The organism is Streptomyces coeruleofuscus, from assembly GCF_039532725.1.
Lineage (GTDB): Bacteria > Actinomycetota > Actinomycetes > Streptomycetales > Streptomycetaceae > Streptomyces > Streptomyces coeruleofuscus.
Genome location: NZ_BAAASE010000002.1, coordinates 174420 through 189764, shown reverse-complemented (window position 1 = coordinate 189764; position 15345 = coordinate 174420). Strand labels below are relative to the sequence as shown.

Below are 15345 nucleotides of genomic sequence, written 5' to 3'. Positions count from 1 at the left end.
AACCGGTGACACGCGAGTCTGGAGTCACTTCCACCGCAGAAGAAGCGGAGGCAAGTCGACTCCCCTCGATCTCACTGGAGATGTCATGGACCGCCGCCCCGTACGCCGTCGCATAGCCGTCGCCACCGCTGTCGCCGCCCTGGCCGCCGGTGCCTTCGCCCTCGGCGCCGGGGCCGCCGGAGCCGACTCGCGCGGCACGTCCGGGAAGAACTCCGCCAAGACGGCCACCGAGGCGCAGGTGCTCGGGCTCTTCGACCAGTGGAACGCGGCGCTGCGGACCGGCGATGCGCAGAAGGTCGCCGACCTGTACGCCAAGGACGCGGTCCTGCTGCCGACCGTGTCCGACAACGTCCGTACGGACAGAGCCGAGATCGTCGACTACTTCGAGCACTTCCTCCGGAACAAGCCGGTCGGCACGAAGGTCGAGTCGGTCGTCAACGTCCTCGACCGGGACACCGTCATCGACACCGGCGTGTACGAGTTCGCGCTCACCGACCACGAGACGGGCGCGAAGAACACCGTCAAGGCCCGCTACACGTACGCCTACGAGAAGCAGGCCGACGGCAAGTGGCTGATCGTCAACCACCACTCCTCGAAGATGCCCGAGAGCTGACCGCCCGCAGGGTGATCGTCACGCACAGGCCGCCTCCGGGCGCGTCCGTCAGGGCCACGGTCCCGCCGTCGTCCGTCGCCAGTTGCTTGACGACGGCGAGACCGAGACCGGAGCCGCCCCTGCCGGTCAGGCCCTGACCGCGCCAGAAGCGGTCGAAGGCGCGGGACTTCTCGGCGTCCGACATGCCGGGTCCCTCGTCCAGGACCGACACCCCCACCACATCGCCCCGGGGGTCCACCCGCACGGTGATCGTCCCGCCGTCCGGTGAGACCTCCAGGGCGTTGGAGAGCACGTTGTCCAGCATCTGGTCCAGATGACCGGGGCTGGACAGCACAGACGGCCGGCCGTCGATACTCCCCCTGAGCGCGATGGTGACTCCGCGCTCGTCGGCGGCCGGTCTCCACACGGCGAGCCGCTCCCGCAGGATGTCCAGCAGCGGGAGCGGCTCGGCGGCCGTCACCTTCGCTTCGGCTCGGGCCAGCACCAGCAGGCCGTTGACCAGCCGGTTCATGCGCACGACCTCGGCGGTGGCCTGCTCCACGTCCTCCCGCACGAACTCGTCGTCCACACCGTCCGCGATGTTGTCCAGGGACAGCCGCAGGGCCGTGAGCGGGGTGCGCAGCTGGTGCGAGGCGTCCGCCACGAAGATGCGCTGGGCCGCGATCAACGTGTCCAGGCGTTCCGCGCCCTGGTTGAGGGTGCGTGCCAGCGTCTGGGTCTCCGGGGGGCCCGTCACGGGGGAGCGGGCGGTCAGGTCGCCGTCGCTGAACTTGCTCGCCATGTCGTTGAGCTGGCGCAGCGGGCGGGTCAGGCGGCGCGCCACCCCCACGCCGAGCAGAGCGGCCACCACCAGGACCAGCACCGCGAGAATCGCCCGGAAGCCCCAGATCGTCCACAGGCGGTCGGTCATCCCGTCCGTCGAGTAGACGATGCGCACGGCGCCGACGGGGCGGTCTTCCCCGGCCTTCTTGGCGGGGACCGTGATCACCAGGTCGGGACCCCAGATGAAGGAGGAGCCCAAGTCGGTCGTCGGACGGTTCCGGTCGAGGGCCGCGGTCAGGGCCGCGTCCTCCCGCGCGCGGAGCAGGCCCGGCGCGCAGCCCGGAGCTCCGGTCACCTGGACGTCGCCGGGCGTCTCGGCGGCGTACGCGGTGGCCATCTTCTGGAGTGCCTCGCACGAGGTGGGGTCGCCGTTGGCCAGCAGCAGCGCCATGGTCTTGGCCTCGCGCACCACGGAGTCCGCGGTGTCGCCCCGCAGCTGGGAGGTGAGCGAGAAGGCCACCGGCACCGTGAACAGGGCGATGGCGATCGCGACGAGGAAGATGTAGCTGCGGACGAGCTGGCGGATCATGAGGCGCCGCTGTCCGTTCCGGTGCCCGGGTCGCCGTCGCCGTCCTTGTCGTCGCCGCCGTCCTTGACGATCTCCAGCCGGAAGCCGACCCCGCGCACCGCCTCGATCGTGATCGCGCCCGCAAGCTTCCGCCGCAGTGCCGCCACGTGCACGTCGAGCGTCTTCGTCGGCCCGAACCAGTTCGCGTCCCAGACCGCTTCCATGATCTGCTCGCGCGACATCAGTGCCCCGGGCTCCTCGGTGAGGAAGGCCAGCAGATCGTACTCCTTGGGGGCGAGGGCCACCTCCTCGTCGTCGAGCCGCACCCGGGCCGCCTTGCGGTCGACGGTCAGGCGGGGGCCGTAGCGGTCGGGGCCGTTCCCGGGTCCCCCGGCCGCGGGGGTGCGGGGCCGCGCGCGGCGCATCACCGCCCGGATGCGGGCGATGACCTCCCGGACGCCGAACGGCTTGGAGACGTAGTCGTCCGCGCCGATCTCCAGGCCCACCACCCGGTCCGTCTCGTCGCTGCGGGCGCTGATCACGATGATCGGGACGTCGCCGCGCTCGCGCAGCGCCTTGCAGACGTCGAGGCCGTCGGTGTCGGGCAGGCCGAGGTCGAGCAGGACGACGTCGTAGGGGCTCGTGTGGTCCAGCGCCGCCCGGCCCGTGGCGACCCACTCGACCTCGAAGCCGTAGCGCTTCAGGCCGCGTCTGAGGGACTCGGCGACCGGTTCATCGTCTTCCACCAGAAGTACGCGCACAGGCGAACCCTAGTGCTTGAAAGTTTGGGCACACGGTTCGGCCCACGTGCGATTGTGACGCCGGGCACTTTCTCGCGTGGCCGGTGCCGAGATGGGCATGAGCAGCTCTGAGCGAGTACCCCGGAAGTCTCACCATGCGATATCGCGGAAGGGATTTTCGGACGCTCGTTAGACTGAGCCGACCGCGGTACGAATGCGTATGAGCGGATAGAGACGGATTGAGCGAGGAGCGCACGTGGGCCTTGTCGTGCAGAAGTACGGAGGCTCCTCCGTAGCCGATGCCGAGGGCATCAAGCGCGTCGCCAAGCGAATCGTGGAAGCGAAGCAGAACGGCAACCAGGTGGTTGCCGTCGTTTCCGCGATGGGCGACACGACGGACGAGCTGATCGATCTCGCCGAGCAGGTTTCCCCGATGCCTGCCGGGCGCGAGCTCGACATGCTGCTGACCGCCGGAGAGCGGATCTCCATGGCACTGCTGGCCATGGCGATCAAAAAGCTGGGCCACGAGGCCCAGTCGTTCACCGGCAGCCAGGCAGGTGTCATCACCGACTCGGTCCACAACAAAGCCCGGATCATCGACGTCACGCCGGGCCGGATCAAGACCTCGGTGGACGAGGGCAACATCGCGATCGTGGCGGGTTTCCAGGGTGTCAGCCAGGACACCAAGGACATCACCACCCTCGGCCGCGGCGGCTCCGACACCACCGCGGTGGCCCTCGCCGCCGCCCTCGGCGCCGATGTGTGCGAGATCTACACCGACGTCGACGGCGTGTTCACCGCCGACCCGCGCGTGGTGAAGAAGGCCCGGAAGATCGACTGGATCTCCCTCGAGGACATGCTCGAGCTGGCGGCATCCGGGTCGAAGGTGCTGCTCCACCGCTGTGTGGAGTACGCCCGCCGGTACGACATCCCGATCCACGTCCGGTCCAGCTTCAGCGGACTTCAGGGCACATGGGTCAGCAGTGAGCCGATTACGCAAGGGGACAAGCAGGTGGAGCAGGCCATCATCTCCGGTGTCGCGCACGACACCTCCGAGGCCAAGGTCACGGTCGTCGGCGTGCCGGACAAGCCGGGCGAGGCGGCCGCGATCTTCCGGACGATCTCGGACGCCGAGATCAACATCGACATGATCGTGCAGAACGTGTCCGCCGCCTCCACGGGGCTGACGGACATCTCCTTCACGCTCCCCAAGGCCGAGGGCCGCAAGGCCATCGACGCCCTGGAGAAGAACAAGGGCGGCATCGGCTTCGACTCCCTGCGCTACGACGACCAGATCGGCAAGATCTCCCTGGTCGGCGCCGGGATGAAGACGAACCCGGGCGTCACGGCCGACTTCTTCAAGGCGCTGTCCGACGCCGGTGTGAACATCGAGCTGATCTCGACGTCCGAGATCCGCATCTCGGTCGTCACGCGCGCCGACGACGTGCCCGAGGCCGTCCGTGCCGTGCACACCGCGTTCGGGCTCGACTCCGACAGCGACGAGGCCGTCGTCTACGGAGGCACCGGCCGCTGATGACCGGTCTCCGACGGGCCGACCGGCCCGGCCGCTCCGGGCGGCCGACGCTCGCCGTCGTGGGAGCGACCGGGGCCGTCGGCACGGTCATGCTCCAGATCCTGTCCCAGCGGGCGGACGTCTGGGGCGAGATCCGACTGGTCGCCTCCCCGCGCTCGGCCGGCCGCAAGCTGGCCGTGCGCGGCGAGGAGACCGAGGTCGTCGCGCTCACCGAGGAGGCCTTCGACGGGGTCGACGTCGCCATGTTCGACGTCCCCGACGAGGTCGCCGCGCGGTGGGCGCCCCTGGCCGCCGCCAAGGGCGCGGTGGTGGTCGACAACTCCGGCACGTTCCGGATGGACCCGGACGTGCCGCTCGTCGTGCCCGAGGTCAACCCGCACGCCGTGCGGATGCGCCCGCGCGGCATCATCGCCAACCCCAGCTGCACGACGCTCTCCATGATCGTGGCCCTGGGCGCGCTGCACGCCGAGTTCGGGCTGCGCGAGCTGGTGGTCTCCTCGTACCAGGCGGTCAGCGGCGCCGGCCGCGCGGGCGTGGCGACACTGCGGCAGCAGCTCTCCCTCGTCGCCGGCACGGAACTGGGGACCAGCCCCGGTGACGTACGGCGGGCCGTGGGCGACAGCACCGGGCCGTTTCCGGAGCCGGTCGCGCTGAACGTCGTCCCGTGGGCCGGGTCTCCGCGCGAGGACGGCTGGTCGTCGGAGGAACTGAAGGTCCGCGACGAGTCCCGCAAGATCCTCGGGCTGCCCCGCCTGCCCGTGGCCGTCACCTGTGTCCGCGTTCCGGTGATCACCACGCATTCGCTGACCGTGCACGCCCGCTTCGAGGGCGAGGTCACCGTCGACAAGGCCCGCGAGATCCTCGCCACGGCGCCCGGGGTCGTGCTGTTCGACAACCCGGCCGCGGGGGAGTTCCCGACGCCCGCCGACGTGGTCGGTACCGATCCGACGTGGGTCGGGCGGGTACGCCGGGCGCTGGACGACCCGACGGCGCTCGAACTGTTCGTCTGCGGGGACAACCTGCGCAAGGGCTCCGCGCTCAACACCGCCCAGATCGCCGAACTGGTGGCCGCCGAGCTTTTGTGACGCGCCGGGCCGGTGGCCGAACGCGCCGTGCCGGTGGCCGGCGCCCGGGTTTCGAGAAGTTTCGCCCCGCGGAAACCCCCCGGCCGCTGTCATAGGTGGTTTGTAGGATCTGTGTACGACATGTGAGCCGGTCGATGGTCCGGACCACTTGTCCCGAACCCCATCGGCATCCGAGGATTTACCTCCCCGCCCTCCGCAACCGCGCGGAGGGCGGGGAGCGTCTTTGCGGTCGCCCTTCCGGGCCGCGGGACACATACAGGCGTGGGGACGCCTGGAACCGGGCGTGGGGACGCCCGTTCATATCTGGACATAGGGGAAGAGCGGGACGCATGAGGGCAATTGATGCACCATCGGTTGTGCTGCCTGACGCGGGTAGACCTTCGACAGCGAAGGTCGGCGTGAAAGTGATGCCCGGCGCGTACAACCCTGACAGGGGTGAGCGTGTCCAACAGGCGTGGCAGAGGTACTCGACTTCAGCGCGGCACGCGGCACGGTCATCCGACCGCCCCGTCCGGCGGCTCTACGACCCCGCATGTCCGGTACTCCCGGCGGCATGCCGGTGATCGCGCCCGTGCCCGCAGCGCGGCCGGCCCGCATCCCGAACCAGCGTGAAGGCGCCGAGGACGGTGTCGCGGCCGGGACCACCGTCGACCACCTCACCGAGACCTACCGGGCGCACTACCGCTCGCTGCTCGGTCTCGCCGCCCTCCTCCTCGACGACACCGCCTCCTGCGAGGACGTCGTCCAGGAGGCCTTCATCCGCGTCCACTCGGCCCGCAAGCGGGTCCGGGACCCCGAGAAGACCTTGGCGTACCTGCGCCAGACGGTCGTCAACCTGTCGCGCTCGGCGCTGCGCCGCCGCATCCTCGGCCTGAAGCTGCTGTCGAAGCCCATGCCCGACATGGCGAGCGCCGAGGAAGGCGCCTACGACCAGCTGGAGCGCGACTCCCTCATCAAGGCGATGAAGGGCCTCCAGCGCCGCCAGCGCGAGGTGCTGGTGCTGCGCTACTTCGCGGACATGACCGAGGCCCAGGTCGCCGAGACCCTCGGCATATCGCTGGGCTCGGTCAAGGCGTACGGCTCGCGCGGTATCGCGGCGCTCAGGCTGGCCATGGAGGCGCCGGTATGAGCGACGGCGACGGCGCGCGCCGCGACGGGCGCGACCGGCACGAGCCCTTCGAGTGGCACGAGCCGACAAAGCTGCACGGGCAAGATCCGAAGCAATCGCACGCTGGGAACGGAACTGTGAACCACGGCCTGGACGAACAGAGCCCCGAGGGGCTCGAATCGGACGAGCTGGATCTGCGCAGGATGCTGCAGGAAGCGGTGCAGGAGGTGGAACCGCGCGACGGCACGCTGGACTATCTGCGGAAGGCGGTGCCCCAGCGGCGGACCCGCAAGCGGCAGGCCGTCGTCGGCATGGCAGCCGCCGCACTGTTCATCGGCACGGCCGTCCCCGCCCTCGTGCACGTCTCCAACTCCACCGGCTCGGAGGCCAACCCGTCCGCGATCGGCCACGCTTCCGAGGCCCAGGGCGGCGTGAGCCAGGGCAAGGGCCCGGACGGCGGCGAGAGCACCGCGGGCAGCTCCCCCGGCAAGACCGAGGGCAAGGACAAGGGCGACAGGAAGCCGAAGGACAAGGAAGGCAAGAGTCCCGGCGCCTCGGCCGGAGCGTCCCAGGGGGCCGGCCCGTCCTCCACCGCCGCGGCCGGCATCCAGGCCTGCACCGCCGCCCAGCTCGGCCCCGCCGCTGGAAGCAGCGCCGCACCCGACTCCACCGGCGCGGTCTACGGTTCCTTCCGCGTCACCAACGTCTCTGCGGCGAGCTGTACGGTCACCGACCCCGGCTCGGTGAGCGCGCTGGCGCAGGGCGCGGCCGACGTCAGCAAGGTCGGACAGGCCCGGCACACGGCCGGGGACGCGGCGGCCGGCCTGCCCGACCCGTCCCTGGAGGCCGCCCAGCTGGTGCTGGCGCCGGGCGCCGCCTACGACGTGAAGTTCGCCTGGGTCCCCAGTGAGACCTGCCCCGTCCCCGGCGGCGACCCCGACCCCGATCCCGACCCCACTCCCGACCCCACCCCGACGGAGGGCAGCGCGGCCGCGGGCGGCACCTCCACCGGCGGCGACACGGGCACGGGCACGGCCCCGCAGCTGGCCAGGGAGGACGGCACGGTCGACGGCAGCGTGGCGGTGACGTACACACCGGCGACCGGCTCGGGCGCGGGTTCGGTGACGGTGTCCAACGCGTGCGCGGGGACGGTCTACTGGACGGGCGTACTGGCGGCGTCGTAGCCGCGCAGCTGCCTCAGCTGCGGGCAATCGTGCCGCTGGGGCGGCACGGGTGGGCGCAGCGGCACCCCGCTACGCCGGGCTGCGGACCCACCCGCCCTCAGCAGCGACGCCGCTCACTTTGCGCCGACGTCCGCAGCGACAGGCTCCTCCTCCGGCACCAACCCCAGCTCCGCATCCCGCGCGAACTCGATCTCGCGCCGCAGCAACCGGAACCACATGAAGATCACAAACCCCACGAAGGCGAACCACTCGGCGGTGTAACCGAGGTTCTGGAACGCCTTCAGATCCAGCCCGGTGTCCGGCGGCGCGCTCGCCGGCACCGCCTTCATCCCCGAGTCACCCTTCGCCAACGTGACCCACGCGTCGTACACGTCGTACGGCACCAGGTTCACCAGAGACGCCGCACTGATCGCCGCGGTCTGCCCGGCCGGCAGGCCGCCCTGCGCGCTGACGCCGTTGTCACCCGGTGTCTCGGACGCCTGGAGCGCCCCCGTGACCGTGACCTCTCCGGCGGGCGGCGCGGGCGCCTTCGCCGCGTCGGCGGCACCGGGCAGCCAGCCGCGGACCACCGGCAGCGCCTCGCCGGAGTCGGTGTGCAGCAGCGTCAGGACGTAGAAGCCCTGCTTGCCGTCGAGCTCCCGGCCGGGCACCAGCAACTGCTTGCCGTAGCGGCCGGTCGCGGTGACCTGCTTCCCGGACGTCGCCTTGGTCACCGGCAGCATCTCCCCGAGCGGCCGAGGCGCTTCGTGCCGGGCCTCGGAGACCTGCTCCGTCGCCGTGCGGTGGTCCTGCACACGGTCCTCGAACCGGCCCAGCTGCCAGGACCCCATGAAGATGCAGAAGGGGATGGACAACAGCACGAAGACGTTGATCCCCCACCATCGGGGCGTCAGCAGAAACCGGTACACACCCTTACCGTACGGGTTTGCCGGGCGGGTCCGGCCCGCGGGGTCGGTACCACTCAATACCGCTCCGCCAGGTGCTCCCGGCCCGCCGGGGGCTCGTACGGCTCGGGCCAGAAGTCGGTGACGGTGGATATCCGGCCCTCTCCGTCCCCGGTGAAGAAGGAGATGCCGTACATCTCCTCCAGGCCCACCGTGAAGTGGATCCAGGTGACGACCTGGCCCGGCTCGGCGACGACGCGCTCGACACGCAGATGCCAGTCGCCCGGATACTCGCGGTTGAACCGGACGTACCGCTCCCGCCCGCTGATGCGCTCGCGGGTCTGGGGCAACGTGTAGACGACGTCCTCGGCCAGGGTGCCGGCGAACGCGGCCCAGTCCCGCGCCTCGGCAGCGGCCCAGAACCTCTCGACGGTCTCGCACAGATCGGTCATGCCGAGAAGTGTGCACACCGCCACTGACAATCGGCTCTGACCTGCGCGAACGCCCCTACCGGCCGTTGCCCGGTCAGTCCTTGCGGGCGCGGATCGAGTACATCTCGACGACTCGGCGAGCCTCGTGCCGGTCGGCCGGAGTGGGGGAGTACATGGTCACTCCTGACCTGCTGGGAAGGGGGACCGGTGGAGGTTATCCACAGGCTGAGGACCTCGCCAGCGAATTGTCGGCGAGGGCGTGCACTATGGGGCCATGACTGAGAGCAACCGATCCGACGCGCGGGAACAGCGGGACCAGCACGAGCAAGGGGTAGCGGCGGGACAGCAGGAGCGGATGCCGGACTGGGAGAAGCGCTTCCGGGCGCCCCGGGTGTCCCTGCCCGACTGGGCGGAGGACGCGCCGGACCGCTCCCTGTTCGTGTCGAACGCGACGGGGACGTACGAGCTGTACGCGTGGGACCGCAAGACGGGCGAGCAGCGCCAGGTGACGGACCGGCCGAACGGCACGACGGACGGCGTGCTGTCACCGGACGGCGCCTGGATCTGGTGGTTCGACGACAAGGACGGCGACGAGTTCGGCGTCTGGCGCCGCCAGCCCTTCACGGGCGGCCCGGACGAACTCGCCGCCGACGGCCTGGACGCCTCCTACCCGGCGGGCCTCGCCCTCGGCCGTGACGGGCGCACGGCGGTCGTCGGCCGCTCGACCGACGAGGACGGTACGACGATCCACCTCGTCCGCACCGGCGAGGAGCAGGTGGAGATCTACCGCCACCGCGAGTCGGCCGGCGTCGGCGACCTCTCCCACGACGGCTCGCTCATCGCCATCGAGCACACCGAGCACGGCGACGCCATGCACTCCGCCCTGCGCGTCCTGCGCACCGACGGCACGCCGGTCGCCGACCTCGACGACACCGAGGGCGGTACGCGCGAGCTCGGCCTGGAGGTCCTCGGATTCGCCCCGGTCGACGGCGACACCCGCCTCCTCATCGGCCACCAGCGCCGCGGCCGCTGGGAGCCCCTGGTCTGGGACGTCACCTCCGGCGAGGAGACGGACCTGGCGCTGGAACTGCCGGGCGACGTCAGCGCCGAGTGGTACCCGGACGGCAGCGGCCTGCTCATCGCGCACAGCTTCGAGGCCCGCAGCGAGCTGTTCCGCTACGACCTGGCGAGCCGCGCCCTGACCGAGATCCCGACCCCGCCCGGCACGGTGTCCGGCGCCACGGCCCGGCCCGACGGCAGCGTGGAGTACATGTGGTCCTCGGCCGCCGAACCGTCGGCGGTCCGCTCCACCGCCGGCGGAGTCGTGCTCGACCCGCCCGGCATGAAGTCACCCGGCTCGGTGCCGGTGCAGGACGTGTGGGTGGAAGGCCCCGGCGGCCGCATCCACGCACTCGTCCAGAAGCCGCAGGGCACCACCGGCCCGCTCCCCACGGTCTTCGACATCCACGGCGGCCCGACCTGGCACGACAGCGACTCCTTCGCGGCGGGCCCGGCGGCCTGGGTCGACCACGGCTACGCGGTGGTCCGGGTCAACTACCGCGGCTCGACGGGCTACGGCCGTGCCTGGACGGACGCCCTGAAGCACCGCGTGGGCCTCATCGAACTGGAGGACATCGCCGCGGTCCGCGAGTGGGCCGTCACCTCCGGCCTCGCGGACCCCGAGCGTCTCGTCCTGACCGGCGGTTCCTGGGGCGGCTACCTCACCCTCCTCGGCCTCGGCGTCCAGCCCGACGCGTGGGCCCTGGGCATCGCGGCGGTCCCCGTCGCCGACTACGTCACGGCGTACCACGACGAGATGGAAGCGCTGAAGGCAATGGACCGCACGCTCCTCGGCGGCACCCCCGAAGAGGTCCCCGACCGCTTCGAGGCGTCCTCCCCCCTCACCTACGTCGACCAGGTCAAGGCCCCGGTCTACATCTCCGCCGGCGTCAACGACCCGCGCTGCCCCATCCGCCAGATCGAGAACTACGTCAAGCGCCTGGAGGCGAGAGGCGCGGTCCACGAGGTGTACCGCTACGACGCCGGGCACGGGTCACTGGTGGTGGACGAGCGGATCAAGCAGGTGCGGCTGGAGCTGGAGTTCGCGGAGAGGTATCTGAAGCACTAGGGCGTGTCCGCAAAGTCCCGCCTGCCCTGCGACGCCCGGCACGCTCCCCCACTGCCTTAAGGGCGTGGGAGGTGCCCCCACTCGCCGCACCGTGCGAACACCCGCGTACAACCAGTACGCGGGCGTCCGCCCGGCACTCCCCCAGCCTTCGGCCGGGGGTACCCCCAGAGCACGCACCGAACGCCGCGGGGCCCGCCCTCCGGGCGGACGACGGGACTTTACGGACACGCCCTAGCCCGCCAACCCGCGGGCAGTCGTGCCTCCCCAGTGCCTTAAGGGCCTGGGAGGTACCCCCAGGGCGGCACGGGTGGGCGCGGGCGGCACCCCGCTGCGCCGGGTTGCGCCACGCCCCGGCCTCAGCTCCGACGCCGAGCACCTCGTGACGCCGGGTGGCGCAACCCCTCGCGCCTCAGCCGCAACGCCGAGTACCACGTAACGCCGAGCAGTGAACCCCACCGCTCGGCGACTACGCCCCCGCCCGCTCCCGCCGCCTCCGCCCCAGCAACTCCGCCAACCCCCGCCGCGTAGCCGCCAGCACCACCCGATCACCGGCCCCCAGCACATACGTAGGAGGCAGATCCCACACCAGCCCCGAAGCCGGCGCGCCTTCCTCCTCCGGACTCTCCCCCTCACCCCGCCGCCCCCCAGGAGGTGCCGTGTTGAGCGCCAGCACCCGCCACGCCCCCGCTCGGAACGCCTGCCCCACCGTCCGCCCCTCCAACTGCGGATGCCCGGCCACCTCCACCTCCGCGAACAGCAACACCCGCCGTTCCACCGGAATCGCCCCCAGGATCTGCCGGCCCATCATCGCCCCGGCGAACGCGGGCGCGGCCAGATGCGACACACTCCTGCTCCGGGTGAGGGCGAACGGGTGGGCGGCCCGGAGCGTCCGGTACACCGCGGTCGCGAAGTCGTCGTCGTACAGCCGCAACACCACCCGCAGATCGGGCCGCACGGACCGCGCGTACAACGCGGCCTCCAGATTCGTCGTGTCCGCACTGGTCAACGCCAGCAGCGCATGCGCCCGATGGATCTTCGCGGCCTCCAGCACGCCCTCCTGCGTGACGTCCCCGAGCACCACCGGCACCCGCAGCCGCCGCGCCGTGGCCATCCCCCTGGCCTCCGGGTCGGACTCGACGCACACCACGGGAATGTGCAGCTCCCGCAGCCGCGTCAGCACCCGCGTCCCGATCTTGCCGAGCCCGAGCAGCACCACATGCCCGCCCAGCCCCCGCGGCGGCTTCCGCAGCGCGGAGGCGCTGCGGAACGTGCCCAGTGCTTCCAGCACCGCGGCCAGCAGCACCGGCAGCAGCAGCAACCCGACCAGTCCGGACAGCAGTTGCAGCACCTGCCGCCCGGTCGACTCGTGGAACGCGGGATCGTTGATGCCGAACAGGTCGAGCAGCGTGACGTACGTGGCGTACAGCGGATGCTCCCCGGTCACGAACATCAACGCGACGGCGAGCGCGAGCACACACCCCACAAGACCGGCCAGCGACCACCGCAGCCGGCGTGAGAACAGCGAGGCGAACGGCGGCACACCGCCCCGCCCGGAGGGCAGGGACGGACCCGAGTACGACACCTGCTCCAGGACGACGGTCCCGCGCCCGGTCGCCGACGCCACCGCGGCCTCGTCCGGCAGCAGCCGCGGCCCCTGCTCCCCGCTGCCCTCGGAACCGTCCGCGCCGGCCGGGTCGTTGCTCGTCGCGGACAGCAGCGCCAGGGTGCACAGACCGGGGTCGGCCACCTCGCCGGGCCGCGGCGGCTGCCGCTCCACGGCACGCAGGACGAGCCCCTCGGTCTGGACGACCTTGCTGGTCCCGACGAGGGCTGTGGCGGCCAGTGCGGGCGCGGCCGTGTCGGCGTCGGACAGCACGGTCGTCGACGCGTCCAGCCCTGCCGTTCCGGGCCCGGTGCCGGAGGCCACCGCCGCGGTCTGGTCGAGCAGTTCCTCGATGTGCTGGCCCAACCGCCGGTTGTACAAACGGAGGACGAGCCTGAGGCGGGGGTTGAGCCGGCGGGCGGTGAGCGCGGCGCGGATGTTGGTCTCGTCGTCGTCGTACACGAGCGCCAGGGCCGCCGCCCGGTCGGCGCCCACCTCGGTGAGCACGGCCTCGGTGACCTCGGCGGCCTCCACCACCTGCTCGTTCGCGGCCGGTTCGGCGCCGCCCGCCCCCGTCCGGTTGACGGCCGCGCTGAACCGGTCGAGCAGGGCCGCCGAGGCGGCCCGGGCGCGTCCGACCACCGGCTGCCGCACCCGCCGCACCGAGGGCGGCACCACGAGCGTGACCTGCTCGCCGTACACACCACGGAGTTCGGCGGCCAGCCGGTGCGCGAGCCCGTCGTCCCCGCACACGATCATGTGCGTGGCCGGGTCACCTGGCAGACCTTGGTTCGGAACGCTCCCCACAAGGGAGAAGACTGCCTCACCGGGACGGCTGGTTCCAGAAGGGAACCACGGTGACTGAACACCCGACGTGGCCCGGCCGTACAGAAGGGGAGGCAATGCCCGTGCGCACGACCGGAGGTACCGGGCCCGTGGCCACCACGAAACCCGCCCCGCGGGACACCGACGAGACGGTCAGCGACGAGCCCACCCCACCGGTCACCGACAAAGGCCCGGGCCCGGACGACGCCCGCCACCTCAACTCCCCCCTCCTGCTCACCCTTCTGCTGCTCACGGCCGTGATGCTCCAGGACCCGATCCGCGGGGCCCTGTCCGCACCGGTGATGCAGAGCTGGATGACGGTGTTCGTCGCGGTCATGGTCCAGGCGCTGCCGTTCCTGGTGCTCGGGGTGCTGCTGTCGGCGGCGATCGCGGTGTTCGTGCCGCCGTCCTTCTTCGCCCGGGCACTGCCGAAACGCCCGGCCCTGGCGGTCCCGGTCGCGGGCGCGGCGGGCGTGGTGCTGCCGGGCTGCGAGTGCGCGTCGGTGCCGGTGGCCGGGGCGCTGGTCCGCCGCGGGGTCACACCGGCGGCGGCGCTGGCGTTCCTCCTCTCGGCGCCCGCCATCAACCCGATCGTGCTGACGGCGACGGCCGTCGCCTTCCCCGGCAACCCGGAGATGGTCCTGGCACGCTTCGTCGCGAGCCTGCTGGTGGCCTGCGTGATGGGCTGGCTCTGGCACCGCCTCGGCCGCACGGACTGGCTGCGCCCGCCCGACAGACCGTCGTACGAGGGCCGGGGCAGGGGAGCGGCCTTCTGGGGCTCGGTGCGCCACGACGTGATGCACGCCGGCGGTTTCCTGGTGGTCGGTGCGATGGCCGCGGCGACGCTGAAGGCGGTGGTGCCGGAGGAGTGGCTGCGCGTGGCGGCCGGGCATCCGGTGCTCTCGGTGCTGGCCCTCGCGGTGCTCGCCGTCCTGCTGTCCATCTGCTCGGAGGCGGACGCGTTCGTGGCGGCGTCCCTGACCCAGTTCTCGCTGACGGCCCGTCTGACGTTCCTGGTCGTGGGGCCGATGATCGACCTGAAGTTGTTCGCGATGCAGGCGGGCACCTTCGGCCGTGCCTTCGCCCTGCGCTTCGCCCCCGCGACGTTCGCCCTGGCCGTCGTCGTGTCGGCCCTGACCGGAACGGTCCTGCTGTGAACCGCCTGGCCCAGACGGCCCTCCTCTTCCTGCTCGGCGCGACGCTCCTGCACGCCGGCCTGACCGACCTCTACCTGCGCTACGTCAAGGCGGGCCTGCGCCCGCTGGTCCTGCTGGCGGGCGTGGCGCTGATCGCGACGGCGGCGGCGACGCTCTGGTACGAACGCCGCCACTCAGCCGCACGACAGCAGCACCACCACGAGCCCCGCATCTCCTGGCTCCTCGCCCTCCCCGTCCTCGCCCTGATCCTGGTCGCCCCGCCGGCCCTGGGCTCCTACAGCGCGGCGCACACGGGCACGGCCCTGACGAAGCCCTTCGGGTTCCCGGACCTCCCCGCCGGCGGGCCCCTCCGCCTGGGCGTGGCCGACTACGCCGGGCGCGCGGTCTACGACGACGGCCGCTCCCTCCGCGACCGCGAGCTGAGGATCACCGGCTTCGTCACCCTGGACCGGACGGGCGCCCCCTACCTGGTCCGCATGGGCCTCAACTGCTGCGCGGCGGACGCCCAGCCGGTCAAGATCGCCCTGACCGGCAACGTCCCCCCGGTCCTGAGCCCGGACACCTGGCTGGAGATCACCGGCCGGTACACGCCCCGCCGGACCAAGGACCCGGTCAACGACGGCCCGATCCCGTACCTCGACGTCACCAGAGCCAGGCCGGTACCGGCACCGGCCGACCCGTACGACGAGACGTGGAACAACTGAGCCCCGCGTACCGGCGTAC

General features: G+C 71.7%; 13 protein-coding genes. 8 read left to right on the top strand and 5 right to left on the bottom strand.

Features of this window, described 5'->3' with window-relative positions; translation table 11 throughout:
- Nucleotides 1-85 precede the first annotated feature (85 nt).
- Nucleotides 86-613, top strand: coding sequence for an SgcJ/EcaC family oxidoreductase (locus ABFX81_RS07925; protein WP_086848804.1), 528 nt, complete (start codon nucleotides 86-88; stop codon nucleotides 611-613).
- Here ABFX81_RS07925 and ABFX81_RS07920 read toward each other — a convergent pair.
- Both ABFX81_RS07920 and ABFX81_RS07915 read right to left on the bottom strand, forming a co-directional pair.
- Nucleotides 579-1964: an ATP-binding protein gene (locus tag ABFX81_RS07920; RefSeq protein ID WP_086848802.1), complete on the bottom strand. Its 1386-nt coding sequence runs from the start codon at nucleotides 1962-1964 to the stop codon at nucleotides 579-581. The genes ABFX81_RS07925 and ABFX81_RS07920 overlap by 35 nt on opposite strands.
- Nucleotides 1961-2704 carry a response regulator gene (locus ABFX81_RS07915; RefSeq protein WP_086848800.1) on the bottom strand — a complete coding sequence of 248 codons (744 nt, stop codon included), beginning with the start codon at nucleotides 2702-2704 and terminating at the stop codon, nucleotides 1961-1963. Before ABFX81_RS07915 ends, ABFX81_RS07920 begins: the two co-directional genes overlap by 4 nt.
- Before the next feature lie 235 nt (nucleotides 2705-2939).
- On the opposite strand from ABFX81_RS07915, the gene ABFX81_RS07910 reads away from it, so the two are divergent.
- From ABFX81_RS07910 to ABFX81_RS07895, 4 genes are all read left to right on the top strand, one after another.
- Nucleotides 2940-4217 carry an aspartate kinase gene (locus ABFX81_RS07910; RefSeq protein WP_086848798.1) on the top strand — a complete coding sequence of 426 codons (1278 nt, stop codon included), beginning with the start codon at nucleotides 2940-2942 and terminating at the stop codon, nucleotides 4215-4217.
- Nucleotides 4217-5302 (top strand): aspartate-semialdehyde dehydrogenase, encoded by a 1086-nt coding sequence (locus tag ABFX81_RS07905; protein WP_086848796.1) that lies wholly within the window; start codon nucleotides 4217-4219, stop codon nucleotides 5300-5302. The genes ABFX81_RS07910 and ABFX81_RS07905 overlap by 1 nt, the downstream gene beginning before the upstream one ends.
- 553 nt (nucleotides 5303-5855) lie before the next feature.
- Nucleotides 5856-6431 carry a SigE family RNA polymerase sigma factor gene (locus tag ABFX81_RS07900; protein ID WP_059415010.1) on the top strand — a complete coding sequence of 192 codons (576 nt, stop codon included), beginning with the start codon at nucleotides 5856-5858 and terminating at the stop codon, nucleotides 6429-6431.
- A gap of 116 nt (nucleotides 6432-6547) precedes the next feature.
- Entirely contained in the window at nucleotides 6548-7594 is a 1047-nt protein-coding gene (locus tag ABFX81_RS07895) for a hypothetical protein (RefSeq protein WP_346137824.1), read from the top strand.
- A 113-nt stretch (nucleotides 7595-7707) separates the two neighbouring features.
- On the opposite strand, the gene ABFX81_RS07890 is transcribed toward ABFX81_RS07895, so the two are convergent.
- Nucleotides 7708-8502 carry an SURF1 family protein gene (locus tag ABFX81_RS07890; RefSeq protein ID WP_086847225.1) on the bottom strand — a complete coding sequence of 265 codons (795 nt, stop codon included), beginning with the start codon at nucleotides 8500-8502 and terminating at the stop codon, nucleotides 7708-7710.
- 53 nt (nucleotides 8503-8555) lie between these two features.
- Nucleotides 8556-8930 (bottom strand): nuclear transport factor 2 family protein, encoded by a 375-nt coding sequence (locus ABFX81_RS07885; protein ID WP_086847223.1) that lies wholly within the window; start codon nucleotides 8928-8930, stop codon nucleotides 8556-8558.
- Between the two features lie 253 nt (nucleotides 8931-9183).
- Here ABFX81_RS07885 and ABFX81_RS07880 point away from each other — a divergent pair, with 253 nt between their 5' ends.
- Entirely contained in the window at nucleotides 9184-11037 is a 1854-nt protein-coding gene (locus ABFX81_RS07880) for a prolyl oligopeptidase family serine peptidase (RefSeq protein ID WP_086847221.1), read from the top strand.
- 466 nt (nucleotides 11038-11503) lie between these two features.
- Here ABFX81_RS07880 and ABFX81_RS07875 read toward each other — a convergent pair whose 3' ends face one another.
- Nucleotides 11504-13399 carry a potassium channel family protein gene (locus tag ABFX81_RS07875; RefSeq protein WP_346137823.1) on the bottom strand — a complete coding sequence of 632 codons (1896 nt, stop codon included), beginning with the start codon at nucleotides 13397-13399 and terminating at the stop codon, nucleotides 11504-11506.
- Nucleotides 13400-13575: 176 nt separating this feature from the next.
- On the opposite strand from ABFX81_RS07875, the gene ABFX81_RS07870 reads away from it, so the two are divergent.
- On the top strand, nucleotides 13576-14622 hold the full coding sequence (locus ABFX81_RS07870; RefSeq protein WP_346137822.1) for a permease: 1047 nt from the start codon (nucleotides 13576-13578) through the stop codon (nucleotides 14620-14622).
- Complete coding sequence (locus ABFX81_RS07865; RefSeq protein WP_346137821.1) at nucleotides 14619-15326, top strand: TIGR03943 family putative permease subunit; 708 nt, start codon at nucleotides 14619-14621, stop codon at nucleotides 15324-15326. The genes ABFX81_RS07870 and ABFX81_RS07865 overlap by 4 nt, the downstream gene beginning before the upstream one ends.
- Nucleotides 15327-15345 lie beyond the last annotated feature (19 nt).

Bases quoted from the DNA above. Each gene is read 5' to 3' on its own strand.
- ABFX81_RS07880 (WP_086847221.1), top strand. From the start codon at position 9,184: ATGACTGAGAGCAACCGATCCGACGCGCGGGAACAGCGGGACCAGCAC.
- ABFX81_RS07920 (WP_086848802.1), bottom strand. From the start codon at position 1,964: ATGATCCGCCAGCTCGTCCGCAGCTACATCTTCCTCGTCGCGATCGCC.
- ABFX81_RS07925 (WP_086848804.1), top strand. From the start codon at position 86: ATGGACCGCCGCCCCGTACGCCGTCGCATAGCCGTCGCCACCGCTGTC.
- ABFX81_RS07875 (WP_346137823.1), bottom strand. From the start codon at position 13,399: ATGATCGTGTGCGGGGACGACGGGCTCGCGCACCGGCTGGCCGCCGAA.
- ABFX81_RS07905 (WP_086848796.1), top strand. From the start codon at position 4,217: ATGACCGGTCTCCGACGGGCCGACCGGCCCGGCCGCTCCGGGCGGCCG.
- ABFX81_RS07885 (WP_086847223.1), bottom strand. From the start codon at position 8,930: ATGACCGATCTGTGCGAGACCGTCGAGAGGTTCTGGGCCGCTGCCGAG.
- ABFX81_RS07900 (WP_059415010.1), top strand. From the start codon at position 5,856: ATGCCGGTGATCGCGCCCGTGCCCGCAGCGCGGCCGGCCCGCATCCCG.